The 14,356-nt window shown below is 41.5% G+C and carries 9 protein-coding genes; 7 read left to right on the forward strand and 2 right to left on the reverse strand.

Going from position 1 to position 14,356, the window contains the following annotated elements:
- The first annotated feature begins 87 nt into the window (after positions 1-87).
- Genes H5186_RS11505 through H5186_RS11520 form a run of 4 tightly spaced genes read left to right on the forward strand, consistent with a single transcriptional unit; the run spans position 88 to position 4,471 of the window.
- A complete protein-coding gene (locus tag H5186_RS11505) occupies positions 88-900 on the forward strand; it encodes a hypothetical protein (protein ID WP_182717622.1) in 813 nt (270 codons plus the stop codon).
- Entirely contained in the window at positions 901-1,941 is a 1,041-nt protein-coding gene (locus tag H5186_RS11510; RefSeq protein WP_145234493.1) for an extracellular solute-binding protein, read from the forward strand.
- Complete coding sequence (locus H5186_RS11515; RefSeq protein ID WP_182794474.1) at positions 1,941-3,440, forward strand: iron ABC transporter permease; 1,500 nt, start codon at positions 1,941-1,943, stop codon at positions 3,438-3,440. Before H5186_RS11510 ends, H5186_RS11515 begins: the two co-directional genes overlap by 1 nt.
- A 14-nt stretch (positions 3,441-3,454) precedes the next feature.
- Positions 3,455-4,471, forward strand: coding sequence for an ABC transporter ATP-binding protein (locus H5186_RS11520; RefSeq protein WP_182760781.1), 1,017 nt, complete (start codon positions 3,455-3,457; stop codon positions 4,469-4,471).
- An 88-nt stretch (positions 4,472-4,559) separates the two neighbouring features.
- Here the strand turns inward: H5186_RS11520 and H5186_RS11525 are convergent, their stop codons facing one another.
- Positions 4,560-7,334: a collagenase gene (locus H5186_RS11525; protein ID WP_182717625.1), complete on the reverse strand. Its 2,775-nt coding sequence runs from the start codon at positions 7,332-7,334 to the stop codon at positions 4,560-4,562.
- A gap of 422 nt (positions 7,335-7,756) precedes the next feature.
- Between H5186_RS11525 and H5186_RS11530 the strand changes: the two genes are divergently transcribed.
- Complete coding sequence (locus H5186_RS11530; protein WP_149981804.1) at positions 7,757-8,788, forward strand: LacI family DNA-binding transcriptional regulator; 1,032 nt, start codon at positions 7,757-7,759, stop codon at positions 8,786-8,788.
- A gap of 24 nt (positions 8,789-8,812) precedes the next feature.
- Here the strand turns inward: H5186_RS11530 and gtfA are convergent, their stop codons facing one another.
- Positions 8,813-10,285 carry a sucrose phosphorylase gene (gtfA, locus tag H5186_RS11535; RefSeq protein WP_182794475.1) on the reverse strand — a complete coding sequence of 491 codons (1,473 nt, stop codon included), beginning with the start codon at positions 10,283-10,285 and terminating at the stop codon, positions 8,813-8,815.
- Between the two features lie 177 nt (positions 10,286-10,462).
- Here gtfA and H5186_RS11540 point away from each other — a divergent pair, with 177 nt between their 5' ends.
- Positions 10,463-11,692 carry a sugar MFS transporter gene (locus H5186_RS11540; RefSeq protein ID WP_149981806.1) on the forward strand — a complete coding sequence of 410 codons (1,230 nt, stop codon included), beginning with the start codon at positions 10,463-10,465 and terminating at the stop codon, positions 11,690-11,692.
- A 167-nt stretch (positions 11,693-11,859) separates the two neighbouring features.
- Positions 11,860-14,253, forward strand: a complete 2,394-nt coding sequence (locus H5186_RS11545) for a TonB-dependent receptor domain-containing protein (RefSeq protein ID WP_145234506.1) — start codon at positions 11,860-11,862, stop codon at positions 14,251-14,253.
- The last annotated feature ends 103 nt before the right edge of the window (positions 14,254-14,356 follow it).

Raw genomic sequence — 14,356 nt, forward strand, 5'->3', positions numbered from 1 at the left:
TCCGTAAAATTAGTATCCTTGATTTTAGTCATGGTTACATATATGATAATGCCTATCATTTACAATCATCTTTTCGGATCCACTTTCATGAAAGCATTATTTAAATCAGCAACAACCTTAGGTGTGAGCCTTCTTTTAGTATCAGCATTTGTTGCGCAACCTGCATTTGCTAATGGCCCTATTGGCGAACATGTAAATCACTTACAAGCAAATATCAAAGATTACTCAGAAGAAGTTGAATGGATGATCGGCAAAGTCGATACCATGGTAAGCGACTATGAAAGCAAAGGCGTAAAAGCAGTAAAAAGCGATGACCTAATCGAGTATTGGGAATCAGTGAAGTTTCACAGCGCGATTGAAACAAATTTTGTGCCGGTATATGCGTCAATCTGGCAAGGTATTTATGGCGTAAAAATGGCCATTGATAATAACAAGCCGGCGACTGAAGCTCGTAAAGAACAACAAGCGATGAATGCTGCCTTGTGGCAAGGTCTTGGCGCAGTTAAACTAGCGGCGCAATTTCAACAAAAAGGTTTGCTTGCAAACGTTAAAGCAACTGCAACCACAAGCATGACTCAAAGTGCTACAATCGATGAAATTAAACATAAACTTGATCGTGTCATTGCCAAATATGCAGAGCGTTTAAGTGATGAAGCAACCAGCATTGTGCACGATACTTACCTTCACCTATTTGAAGGTGTTGAAGGCACACTTATCGAACAAGATGCCAAACTTGTTGAAATATTAGAAAAAGATTTTAACGTGACACTGCCAAAAGCAATTTCAGATAACAAAAGTGTTGATGAAGTACGCGATGTGGTAAGTAGCATGCACACTAAATTAGACCGCGCCAAGGTATTACTCGAAAAAGCCGAAAAAGCACGTAAGGATGTATTTTAAGTGAAGCGTAGGACCTTTATACAAGGCCTAGCTGCGTTTGGGGCAATCGGTGCATTACCATTGCCTCTTTCTCGCGCACTAGCTGCCAACATAGCAAACCCAGTTTCTGTTGATGACTTACCTAAACTTGAAGGTGAGCTGACCTTATACCTAGGTCGTGGTGAAGGTGGTTTGTATGAAAATGTGCTACAAGCAATTCAAGACAGAAACCCCAACTTTAAACTAGGCATTCGTCGTGGTCCTACAGCAGCTTTAGCCAATACCATTGTTGCTGAAGCAAAAGCAGGGGTGCGTAGAGCCGATTTGTTTTGGGCTGTTGATTCTGGCGCTATTGGCTTGGTTTCAGATGCCGGCCTTGCACAACCTATTCCGAGTGATTTATCAGCGCAGTTGCAACCACAGTTTCGCTATAAAGATTGGGCCCCTGTCACCGGTCGTGTGCGCACCATACCCTATAACACTTCGCGTTTGACCAAAGAGCAAATTCCAACCAGTATTATGGACATTGCTGATAGTGACTTAAGCATTGGCTGGGCACCTGCGTATGCATCGTTTCAATCATTTGTAACGGCAATGCGTATTCTCGAAGGTGACGATAAAACAGCGAAATGGCTGAAAAAGATTAAGAAGCGTGCTAAAACCTATGCCGGTGAGTTGGGTGTAGTAATGGCCGTTGAACGTGGTGAAGTGGATATTGGTTTTGCTAATCACTATTACACCTTACGTTTAAAATCAGGCAAACCAGATGCCAAACTTGATTTAGCATTTACCCAACAAGATGCTGGCTGTTTAGTCAATGCATCAGGTATTTTGGCATTGAACGACGACCCTCTTGCCACTCACTTTATGCGCTATTTATTAAGCATCGAAGTGCAAGGTTACTTGGCTCGTGAAGCCTATGAAATTCCGCTGGTAAATGGTGTCCCTCTACCTGAAGGGTTACCATCTTTAGCCAATATTTCACCACCCAAAGTGGACTTAACACAGTTAGCTGATCTTCGGCCAACCATAGCTTTGATGCGAAATAGCGGCGTACTGTAATGCGACTACCAGCTTCTTACCCAATGGCGCTGCTTGCAGCGCTTATTGTTTTATCTCCTATCTTTATTTTAATAACGCTGGCCACTGATGCCAGCTCTTTGTTTGATAATCATAATTTAAGTATTCTCGGCAATACTTTGTCCTTGATGGTATTAACGGTCATTGGTTCTATTTTAATCGGAGTACCGTTAGCATTTATCAGCGCTTATGTGCGCTTACCGTTTAAAAAAGTATGGTTGGTGTTTTTTGCCGCGCCTCTAGCCATTCCCAGTTACATTGGTGCATTTACGCTTTATGCGGCTTTTGGCTCCGGCGGAGAGATACATAATCTACTTGGTATTGAACTGCCATCGATGGATGGACTCAGCGGCGCAGCTATTGTCATGACTCTTTACACATTTCCATTTGTAATGATGACTACCCGCTCATCTTTACTTAGTCTTGATGCAAGCATGGTTAATGCGGCCCGCACCTTAGGTATGTCGATGACCGAAAGTGTATTTAAAGTCATTTTACCCCGTGTAGTAAATGGCATTGCCGCAGGTTCGTTATTGGTTGCACTGTATACTTTGTCTGACTTTGGCACACCTGCAATGATGCGCCTTGATACCTTTACCCGGGTTATTTATGTCGAGTACAATGCGTTTGAGTTAAGTCGTGCAGCAATGTTATCGTTACAGTTGTTGGTGATTGTGGGCTTTTTACTGTTGATTGAGTCACAAATTAAAACGGCTAGCGAACGCCATGGCCGGCCATTAATTTTGTTTCCTAGTAAGTTGCAACTAGCGGCTATGTTTGCCACTTTTGCGCCTATTTTATTATTAGCCATTGGCTTACCTCTGGCGATATTTTCGCTGTGGTTAGCACGTGATGGCTTTAGCTCATTTGATTTTAGCATCGCGTGGAATTCAGCGTATGCCTCAGCCATTGCTGCAGTGGTTGCGGTGATTGTATCTATCCCTGTTGCCCATGCTGCACTTAGCGGTAAAGCGGGTCGTATCATGGAGCGTGTTACTTACTTTGGTTTTGGTATTCCAGGTATTGTAATGGGCACAGCGCTAGTTTACGGTGGTTTGCAATTGCCGTTTTTATATCAAACATTAGGGCTGTTGATCATTGCCTATATGCTGCGTTTTTTACCCTTAGCGGTAGGCTCTGTGCGCACTAGCACTGAGCACCTTGATCCAAGTTTAGTTAAATCTGCGCGGGTCTTAGGCGCCAGTCCGCGCGAAGCATTTACCCGCATAACTTTACCACTAACAATGCGTGGGATCATAGCCGGTGCCGCTTTAGTATTTTTAGAATCCATGCGTGAATTAGAAGCAACCTTATTACTTGGCCCAACTGGCTTTGAAACACTATCGACTTATTTATGGCGTGTTTATGAGGCGGGCTATTTTGGTCGTGCTGCTATTCCTGGGTTATTGTTAGTACTGATTTCTGCGTGCGGTTTAGCTATTATGATGTCTGGCGAAAAACGTAACCAACTCGAACATTGAGGATTTAAATACAAATGCTATCTGTAAGCCAGTTGTCTATAGATTATGGCAGTAACCGTGTAGTAAGCGACCTAAATTTGTTGCTTGGTGAAAGTGAAATTCTCATGCTAGTAGGCCCTACGGGCTGTGGTAAAAGCACAATTTTACAAGCGCTCGCCGGACTAATTCCTATTAGCGAAGGTGAAATTAACTTAGGTAAATGGCAGGCTACCCCTAAATTGACTGTGCCACCTGAGAAACGCAGCGTAGGTATGGTATTTCAAGACTTTGCGTTATTCCCTCATTTAACCGTTGAGCAAAACATTGGCTTTCGTTTAAAAGATACCGCCGTTGCTGATCATTGGATAGCCCTACTGGGTCTTGATGACTTTCGTCATAAAAAGCCAGCCACCCTTTCAGGCGGTCAAAAACAACGAGTTGCACTAGCACGTACCCTTGCCCACCAACCTGACTTTGTGTTACTTGATGAGCCGCTTTCAAACCTTGATGCGGCACTAAAAGATATGCTGCGCTGGGATATCCGAAATGCCCTGAAAAAAGCTGGCGTGCCTGCAATTTGGGTGACTCATGATCAAGAAGAAGCTTTATCAATAGGCGATCGTGTGGGTGTGCTCAAGGCCGGAAAAATCCAGCAACTTGATACTCCTGAGCGTTGTTTTAGTGTGCCCAACAATCGCTTTGTTGCACGTTTTTTAGGTGAAGCAAGTTTCATTAACGGTTTTTTTGAGAATAATCAAGCAACTACAGCCATCGGCAATGTGCCCGCTCAGGGCGTAGATTGCCAACAAGGTGAGGTGGATGTCCTACTTCGCCCCGACGATGTAATGCTAGTACAAGGTGAGATCGGCAACAACGGTGTGGTCGTATGGGTACGCTTTGAAGGAGGGAGTCGTTTATGTGCAGTAGAGCTTGCCTGTAAAACAGTGGTTACTAGCCGCGTAAGCCACGAAGTCGTTGTATACCCTGGCGATAGCGTGCACGTATCGTTAAGTACTTCGCATCCACTCGCGGTGTATAAACGAGCAATCTAAACTCACTTTAACGCTTAAGTTACAACACTAAAAAAGCCCATATAGATGGGCTTTGCTGTAGGTGCTTTACTTTTTTAATATGATAATTTTAACGACACCCTTGGCTATTAAAATCAACCACTAGACTTGCACCAGTACTATTGCCCGACACCTTTAAATAACCCCAATATTGGCTTTGATCACTAATATAAATACATTCGCTATTGCCGCTATTACTGGACTGAGCCTGTTCATTACTGCCATTTGGCCAGCTGCTGTTTGAATAACTTAGGCTGATGTCGCCACTGCCATTAGCGGTAGTTATCGCCACACCACTTTGACTTTGTACGTCAGCAATACTAAACCACATAGGATCGCTGTTACCCAAACAAATCACTTCACCGTCATTTAAACGGCCATTGCTACGACTACCTTGGGTAGCACATGCATCAGGTACACTACTACTTACTCCTGTGTATGAAGCGGTTAATTTCACATTATCAAACATGTTATAGCCACGAATCATTACTTGATAAACACCTGCTTGCGCAGGATTTATTACACATTGTTCACTATTACCACCGACATAAGGACGACAATCATAACTATCCATTGTTGGTGTAGCAGCATAACTCACATATAAATCAGCATCGCCCGTGCCACCACTTAAGCTAAACACTAAGTCGCTGGCACCTTGCGGTACATCAAAGCTGAAATACAACAGCTCATCTTGCTCGCCAGCAATAGTCATTGGTTGAGCGTTTATCAACTCGCCGTTACCAACGCTGCTATCCTCTTCAATACTAGCCAATGTTGATGCGGTTTGGCTGGCACCTTGGTTATCAACAACCGTTAACGATACGCTATATTGTCCTGATGTTGTATAAGTATGCACCGGGTTTGCTTGATTAGAACTACTGCCATCACCAAAGCTCCACTGATAACTAACAATTGAGCCGTCACTGTCAATACTGCCATTGCTCGTAAAATTGATCTCATTGTTTTGCATACCGGCATAAGGTCCATTGATGTATGCGATTGGTGGCGTATTAGTGGTTGTACCTGCAACTAAGTCATCACACCATTGTACAAACTCGTTTTCATAATTATTTGCCCACTGCACAGTTTTCGCTTTATAAGCACTCCAATTACCAATGCGTGTATCTGCAAGCATGGCATTAATTTCACTGTAATGGCGTTCGAACATAAAGCGCACAGCTAAGTAACCCCAGCGATAAATACGGTCTTGATCAAAACCGTCATAGTTAGTGGCAAATACTTGCGCTAAGGTATAACGCGAACCATCACTGATGGTATTTTTAGCGGCGTCATTATTATCAAGATTAGCAACATATTCTGCAACGCCTTCTGACCACCACACAATATCTTCAGTTGGTGAATTAAAGTTTCCATATAAGTCAAAACGACCATCTAAGTAATGCACATATTCATGCTCTAGATTCCACACGTAATGCTCAGCATTGGCGTAGCTCGCCTCATAGGCAATAAAATTTGCTTGATTACCCACAACTGCGGGGTCACCTTCTAAATACATGCCGCCATTATTGGTGTTAATGCCAAAAATCGCACCTGCGTATTTACTATAATCATCGCTGCTATCAAATATATTTACTTGTAAAAAACTATTGTTATCATCGGCAACTGGGGCGTTATTGGTGGCAAGTTTAGTGTGAAATAAACCTTCTTCTGCGCCCATTGCAGCACATGCAGCTGTATGTTGTGCTGCAGTCATATTTTGTGAGCGAATTTTAATAGTGCTACTACAGCTATAATTTTGCGAAAGCGCTTGCTGAGTAAGTTCATCAACAAAGCCACAAATACCATAGTCATTACAATCAGCGTAATAACTGACAGAATCTGCCGCCGCAAGCCATACTGCATCACCATAGCCAAAGCTGTTATAAGTACTAAAAACCGCTTTTAAGCCAGTATCAACAGTAGCTTGAATAGCAGTGTCGGAATATTGCTTAAGGCGCGCAAGCTCACTGGCTGCATTAACAATTAAATATTGTGCGTCAGAGTCAATCATCCACTGCTTTTGGGTAAATGCATTCAGCTTAGTAACTAAATCAGTATCGCTAGCTACAGCTGTAACAAATGCATCATTCCACTGGCCGCGATAAAGCAAAGTAAAAATACCATTCACCGCACTGCGTATATTCCATTTTGCAGCATAGCTTTCGTTAAAACGCGTTAGCCACTGTTTCACCACATACAAGTAACGATGTTGCTGTTCAGCGCTGTCCATCGTAATGATCACTTCAGAAAGCGTTTTACCGTGGCCGTCATTATCGTCATAAAAATGGCTGTTGTTTACAAAAGCATCTATCGCATCAATTACGGCAGGCGTAACCCAAGAGCTAAAGCTCACGTTGTCGTTGTAAAATTCCGCATAAAAACCAGCTCGTAAATATAGGAACAATGCCTCGAGTTCAATGTCACCACCGCCAGCATAAGTCTGTGAGAGTGACTTTGCATGATTAGCAACCGCATACATATTATCAGAACTAAATACTAGGCTCTGAGTTGATGCTGATGCACTAAATAGTTCATTAACACAGCCACTACCTTGATTTTTAAGCTCAGTAATAATGCTCGTTGAACTAGCATTAGCCAGTGCATTTAAATCGCAGCTGACTGTGGCCGCTTGGCTACGCATCATTAACATACTAAATTTTTGGGGTTGTGATTGCAGCTGTGCTATTGGTGCTTTTTCATTATGGCCGTGTTCAACGCCATGATGATGCACACGTTCAACAATCGCAGCTTGTGGCTTGAATACGCGCTGATGGGTCGTATTAGCAAGCGCCATAGAGCTTGCCCCTAGTAACGGTAACGCCAAAATCAATCTATTCATTTTCATAATTTACCTTTGATAAATTTTATTATTTCAATCCAGAACGGGTTATCGAGGACGCAATTTGCAACATATAATCGCCATTACATACAATATACTTTGCCTAAAACTAAAAAAACTTAATTCATTAGTTGTAGCAAAATAGAAAACACCAGCACTTTACCATCAAAAAGGGTACATATGTAAAGATATAAATGATAAGGCGACTTTGTGAAAAATCACCCAAACAGTAACGTGTGAGTTAGTAAGCTAGCAGATATAAAAAAGCCAGTACTTTATTATTAATAACAACCACTTTCTAGTTCATTCTTGTTCCTAATACCTAATTACGTAACTTGCTATACACGCTACAATATAATTAACACTTTGATTTAGCGTGAAATATGGTAATTTATTAGTGAATCGCGTTCACTATCATGAGAAGTCGTATGACCCAAAAAAAACATTGGACATTAAAAAGCATCGCCAAAGAATTAGGCGTTTCTAACGCTACCGTTTCAAATGCATTTAATCGTCCAGATCAACTATCAAAAAGTCGTCGCGAGTCTATTTTATTGGCGTGTAAAGAGCTTGGCTATTTTGGCCCCAATAAAGCAGCGCAGTCATTACGCCGTGGTAAATTTAATATTGTTGCGCTGGTATTACCTGACAGTATTGAGTATATGGTGTCGGATCCTGTGGCCAGTAGTTTTATGCGTGGTGTGGCTTCTATCCTTGAAAAAAACAATATTAACTTATTATTATTTTCGGGAAATAGTCAAAACCTTAACAGCGTATTAGATTTTGTTGATGGCTTTATTTGTTATGGCCGTCCGCGCAATCAATCACTTGTAGATCAATTAAAAATTGTACCCAAACATGTGGTTACCGTTGATTTTGATATTGATCGTAATGCCTCAGTAAACATAGATAACGAACAAGCTAGTTATGAAGTGGCCAAACACGTATTAAAAAGCAGTGCTGATCAGGTCGCTATATTGGGACTGCGGTTATTAGATGAAAATGTATTGTGTCGTGTATATGAGCACCATGAATGCGAAGCCGGTCAATCAATTGCACATCAAAGATTACGAGGTTATCAAAAAGCATTAAGCGAAGTTAACATTACCTTAGGTGACGATAGAACTTGGAATATTCCAGAAAGTAGCGAACGTTATGCAAGCATCGCAGCAAAAGAAGCGCTCAACTGCATACCTAGACCCAATGTATTACTTTGTATGAGTGATCTTATTGCCCTCGCGGCAATTCGCGAAGCAGTTAAAATAGGTATAAAAATACCCCAAGAATTGCGAATTGTTGGATTTGATGGCATTGATGAAGCGCAGCGCTCTATGCCAACATTAACAACTATTCATCAAAATAGTGAAGAAAAAGGAGCATTAGCAGCTAATTTATTTATTAGCAAAAAAGAGCAAAAAGCACTTATCAACTACCAATTACAGTTAGGTCATAGTGGCTGATAAGTGACTGATTGTAAGGTTAACTTAGTTTAACAAATCATTTAGTGAGGTGAGTATTTGCTCATTCCCAGTGCGTTCAATTATTAACGCTTCGCGACGTGCAAAATTAACTTTTAGGACAATTTCACTTTCGTTTAATAGCCACTTTAAAGCACAACTATTGTCATCACCTTCAACACTAAACTCACCTGCAAAGGCACTGTGAGTATTACGTATCTCAATTAATTTTAGTAATCCCTGTACAACAGGCTTTGCAAGAGACTGCGCAATGATATCAGCATCTAAATATGGACGATTAATATCACGACCTACATTTGATTTTGCTAGTAACGCCATATCATTTTCAGCTGCGAATAAGCCACCGTAGTAAACTTGTGGTACGCCGGGTGCAAAAAATTGAATCGCGCGCGCAACTAAATAGTCAAAATCATTTGCGCCTAACGCATTGTAATAAGTGCAATTTACTTGGTACAAGTCGACATTACTGGCAGCAGCCCCAGTTGCTTGGCGGCTTTGGTTATTGCTATTTGCATGAATAGTTTCAACTAGATTATCAATTTGCGCTGCATTTAATAATCCTGGCTTATCACCCATTGGACCCGCATCAATAATACCAATGCCATCATGGGTATCGAGTACTGTTAAGCAATTACGTGGTGAAATATTTAACCACTTTACAAGTGCATCACTGTTATTGGTAAATAAGCTGTGCAAAATCAATGGTGGTAATGCGAAGTCATAAACCATATTGACCCGCTTTGCGACGTCAACTTGAGTTTGATAATGGCTGTGGATTTCAGCAATTGTTTCCATACCCAATGCATTAGCTTGCGCCGATAACTTATCTAAATAATCAAACGTTTCATCTAGCATAAAGCAGTTTGTGCCGGCTTGCTTAATCGCGTAACCCGCCGCATCTAAACGAATAATATTAACGTTATTAGCAGAGAACTTCGTTAATACATTATTTAAATACGCAATGCCCGCAGCAACTTTAACATTAATGTCGATTTGATTATCGGTAAACGTGGTCCAAAAATCATACGTTTGACCATCGCCACATGGCATTGGAGTAAAACAACTGCCAGGGCGCGGGCGATAAATCGCTTTTTGCTCGGCGTCGCTCATGCCATTTGGAAAGACATCTTCTTTAGTTAAAAATAAATCCCAAAACGAAGATGCTTTGCCTTTTGCCAGTACGTCCTGAAACTGAAAAGATTGCGCCGATACGTGGTTTACAATCAAATCGGCCATCAGATCATAGTCTGCGCCTAACACTTGAATGTCTTGCCAAGTACCGATCCGTTCATCCACGGCACTATGATCAATAGGGTCAAAGCCTGCATCACTACCATCAATTGGATTATAGAAGGGCAATAGGTGCACACCTCCAAATACGCCGTGTAATGGGCCATTTAAAAGTGTGGTCAATGCGTTGATATCTTGACCAGTGATCCGATCAGCGTATGTGATCAATTGAACTTTATTCTTCATCATTGTGTGATTACCATGTTGAAACTTAATCGATTAAGATATATCTTTAACTAGCGAGTGAGAATTTACAAGTAATTTTTAATAATTTTACATACAAAAATCGTGGCTTACGTAATACTACAATAAGTAACTAACTGACTTACTGAGTGTTAACTGAGCATTTAACGAGGAAAAAAGTACATGACAAAATCACACACACACGTAAGCAGCGACCCGTTGCAACAAATACGCTGGCTTACATATATGATGTTTTTTATGTTTGCCATGACTTCTGATGCGGTGGGCATGATCATACCTGAACTTATAAAAGAGTTTGGTTTAAGCATGACCCAAGCAAGCGCGTTCCATTATGCACCTATGGCGCTAATTGCTTTTAGTGGATTGTTTTTAGGTTTTTTAGCAGACAGTTTAGGGCGTAAAACAACCATCATGCTAGGCCTTTTAATATTTTCGGCGAGCTGTTTCTTGTTTGCGTTTAGCACCAGCTTTACCTTCTTTTTATTGCTACTTTGCTGCATAGGCTTAGCCATTGGTTTATTTAAAACGGGTGCGCTTGCGTTACTTGGTGATATTTCACATAGTAACGAAGATCACACTAAAACGATGAATAAGGTAGAAGGCTTTTTTGGCATAGGCGCCATTGTAGGGCCAGCTCTAGTAGGCGTCTTACTGGTGCAAAATGTAAGCTGGACTTACCTGTACATTATTGCAGGTGTAATGTGTTTAATTCTCGCTTTACTAGCGTGGCGTGCAGACTACCCAGCCGTTGTAAAAACCACAGCAAAGCCCACTTCGCTTGCCACCACCATGAAAATGATCAAAAATCCGTATGCGCTAGGTTTTTCTCTGGCAATTGCCCTTTATGTGGCCACGGAGGTTGCTATTTATGTATGGATGCCTACGCTGTTAAAAGATTACACTGGCTCTTGGCCACTACTTGCAACCTATGCATTGACAATATTTTTTGTACTGCGTGCCGCAGGGCGATTTATTGCCGTATGGTTACTAAACCGCTATAGCTGGCAAGGTGTTATGGCCTATTTAAGCTTAGGCATTGCGCTGTGTTATGTCGGTACATTATTCGGTGGCGTTGATTGGGCTGTGGGTTTATTGCCGCTTTCGGGGTTATTTATGTCGATGGTTTATCCGACTTTAAACTCTAAAGGTATATCCTGCTTTGCAGTGCAACAGCACGGTGCTGTGGCGGGCGTGATATTATTTTTTACCGCACTTTCGGCGGCTTTAGCACCCTTGTTCATGGGTATGATCAGCGATTACTTTGGCCATGTGCGTTACGGTTTTTATTTAGCTACGGGCTTTGCTGTCATTTTATTTTTAGCTATGCTGTTTAATTATTTTAAAGATCCATCAGCAACGGCTTTACAGCAAGATAACCCTGTAACTGAGTAAACCTATATTCTAAGACAATAAAAAATACTTTATAAATCAATGAATGAATAAAAAAAGAGCAAATTAAGCACAAAATAATTTGCTTCTTGTAAAATATTTGTTATTTTTACTTAATCGATTAAGTAAAAATACAAATCCAATTGGGTTCAACACAACGAGGCGTAACCATGACAACACACAACACACCTTTATATTTAATCAGTGCATTAGCACTTGCCGTAAGCCAAGGCGTACATGCGCAACAACAAGATCAAAATTCTCAAGTACAAGCTAACAAAGGTCTTGAAACAATCGTTGTAACTGGTGTACCACGTCGTACAACGATTATGGCATCAAGCGTATCAGTCAGTAGCTTGTCGCTTGAACAGGTTGAAGTGTCTACACCTCGCTCAACCGCTGAGGCGTTTAGAATCATTCCGGGTATTCGCGCAGAATCGACCGGTGGTGAAGGTAACGCAAACATTGCTGTGCGTGGTTTACCTGTGGCATCTGGCGGTGCGAAATTTTTACAATTACAAGAAGACGGTTTACCTGTACTGCAATACGGTGATATCGCTTTTGGTAACGCTGATATTTTTATGCGCTTAGATAATACCGTACAAACAATCGAATCAATTCGTGGCGGCTCAGCATCGACGGCTGCAAGTAATGCACCTGGTGGCATTATTAACTTTATTTCTAAAAATGGTGAAAACGAATCAGGCAGCGTATCAACTACTCTGGGCCTCGATTACGATAGCGTTCGTACAGACTTTGAATACGGTACTTACCTAAGCGATAGTGTACGTTTTCATGTCGGTGGCTTTGTTCGCCAAGGTGAAGGTCCACGCGAAACAGGTTACACATCAAATAAAGGCGGGCAAATTAAAGCCAACCTAACCAAAGATTTTGAAAACGGCTATGTTCGAATTTATTACAAGCATTTAGATGATAAAAGCGTAGGTTACTTACCGATGCCAATGTATGCAAATGGCGATTCTATCCCTGGGTTTGACGCACAATCGGATACACCACACTCGGCATTATTTACAAAAACAGTGCGTCTAAACGGCGAAAACCAAATTAGCAGTGGCGATATTCGCGACGGTATGAACCCTAACGTTGACTCAATTGGCTTTGAAGCAGTATTTGACTTAGATAATGATTGGCGTATCGAAAACCGTTTTCGTAAATCATCTGTAAGCGGTAACTTTAATTCACTTATTCCTGCTGAAGTAGGCAGTGCAACGTCGATTGCAGAAAGTATTGGCGGCGCAGGTGCAACACTCAGCAATGCAAATACTGGGGCTGCATTTAAAGACAATTTAGCAATGCGTATTCATACGTTTGACGTCACAATGAACGACTTTGACTCTATTGTGAACGACTTTAAATTGACTAAATCGCTCGATGACGACACCAGCATTACGTTTGGTTACTACGCATCAACGCAAAACATTGCCATGTCGTGGTTATGGAACTCTTATCTAATGGAGCTTAAGGGCGATAACGCAGCCTTATTAAATGTCACAGCTGCCGATGGTACTGAGTTTTCTGAAAATGGTTTATACGCATACGGAACACCTTTTTGGGGTAACTGTTGTCAGCGTGATTACGACACAGAATACGACACTCGCGCCCCGTACGTTGCATTTTCTACAAAACTTGGCGATGTAAGTATTGATGCAAGTGCCCGTTACGATAGTGGCGAAGCTCGCGGTAATTACGCAGGTGCAGTAACCTCTACAGTTGATATGAATCGTGATGGTGAAATATCCGTTCCTGAACAAAATGTTGCAGGCATTGATATTACTAATGCCAGCCCAGTTAACTACGACTGGAACTACACATCTTATTCAATTGGTGCTAACTATCAAATTGACCCAAGTCTGGCAACATTTGCTCGTATCAGTAAAGGCGGACGAGCGAATGCTGACCGACTTTTATTTGGTAAAGTACGTGCAGATGGCTCTGTTGCGAAAGAAGATGCTGTAGATGAAGTTAATCAATATGAGTTTGGGGTTAAAAAACGTTTTGATTCCTTCTCTGTATTTGCAACTGCTTTTTATGCAGAAACTGAAGAGCAAAATTTTGAAGCTACATCACAAACCTTTTTCGACCGTGAATACGAAGCCAAAGGGATTGAGATTGAATCAACTTACTTCATCGATGCGTGGGATTTTCGCGGTAACTTAACCTGGACCGATGCTGAAATCGTTAAAGATGCACTAACACCGGAAGTAGAAGGTAATACGCCTCGACGCCAAGCAGATTTAATTTACTCACTAATGGCGCGTTATAGCTACGAGAAAGGTGCAGCTGGTGTAAGCTTTATTGGTACTACCGATGCATACGCTCAAGACAACAACGACCTTAAATTTGATGGTTACACCCAAGTAAATGGCTTTGTAAGCTACGATTTATCTGAAAACCTTAGCATCGCGCTTAATGTAAATAACCTATTTGATACAGTCGGTATTACTGAAGCCGAAGAAGGTTCTATCCCAGATAATAATATTATTCGTGCCCGCACTATTAACGGCCGTACAACGTCACTAACACTTAAATACCTATTTAATTAACCGAGCTTTAGTATTTTTAAGCGCTGAATAATGTATTTTCAGCGCTTGATCTCCTAACATCTATTTACCTTGAAAGACTCTCCCACTACTTTTGACCTAGCCC

This window comes from Pseudoalteromonas sp. SG41-2 (genome assembly GCF_014164535.1).
GTDB lineage: Bacteria > Pseudomonadota > Gammaproteobacteria > Enterobacterales > Alteromonadaceae > Pseudoalteromonas > Pseudoalteromonas rhizosphaerae.

Excerpts from the sequence above, each read along its gene's own strand:
- H5186_RS11540 (WP_149981806.1), top strand. The coding sequence starts at position 10,463 with ATGACAAAATCACACACACACGTAAGCAGCGACCCGTTGCAACAAATA.
- H5186_RS11530 (WP_149981804.1), top strand. The coding sequence starts at position 7,757 with ATGACCCAAAAAAAACATTGGACATTAAAAAGCATCGCCAAAGAATTA.
- H5186_RS11520 (WP_182760781.1), top strand. The coding sequence starts at position 3,455 with ATGCTATCTGTAAGCCAGTTGTCTATAGATTATGGCAGTAACCGTGTA.
- H5186_RS11525 (WP_182717625.1), bottom strand. The coding sequence starts at position 7,334 with ATGAAAATGAATAGATTGATTTTGGCGTTACCGTTACTAGGGGCAAGC.
- H5186_RS11505 (WP_182717622.1), top strand. The coding sequence starts at position 88 with ATGAAAGCATTATTTAAATCAGCAACAACCTTAGGTGTGAGCCTTCTT.
- H5186_RS11545 (WP_145234506.1), top strand. The coding sequence starts at position 11,860 with ATGACAACACACAACACACCTTTATATTTAATCAGTGCATTAGCACTT.
- gtfA (WP_182794475.1), bottom strand. The coding sequence starts at position 10,285 with ATGATGAAGAATAAAGTTCAATTGATCACATACGCTGATCGGATCACT.
- H5186_RS11515 (WP_182794474.1), top strand. The coding sequence starts at position 1,941 with ATGCGACTACCAGCTTCTTACCCAATGGCGCTGCTTGCAGCGCTTATT.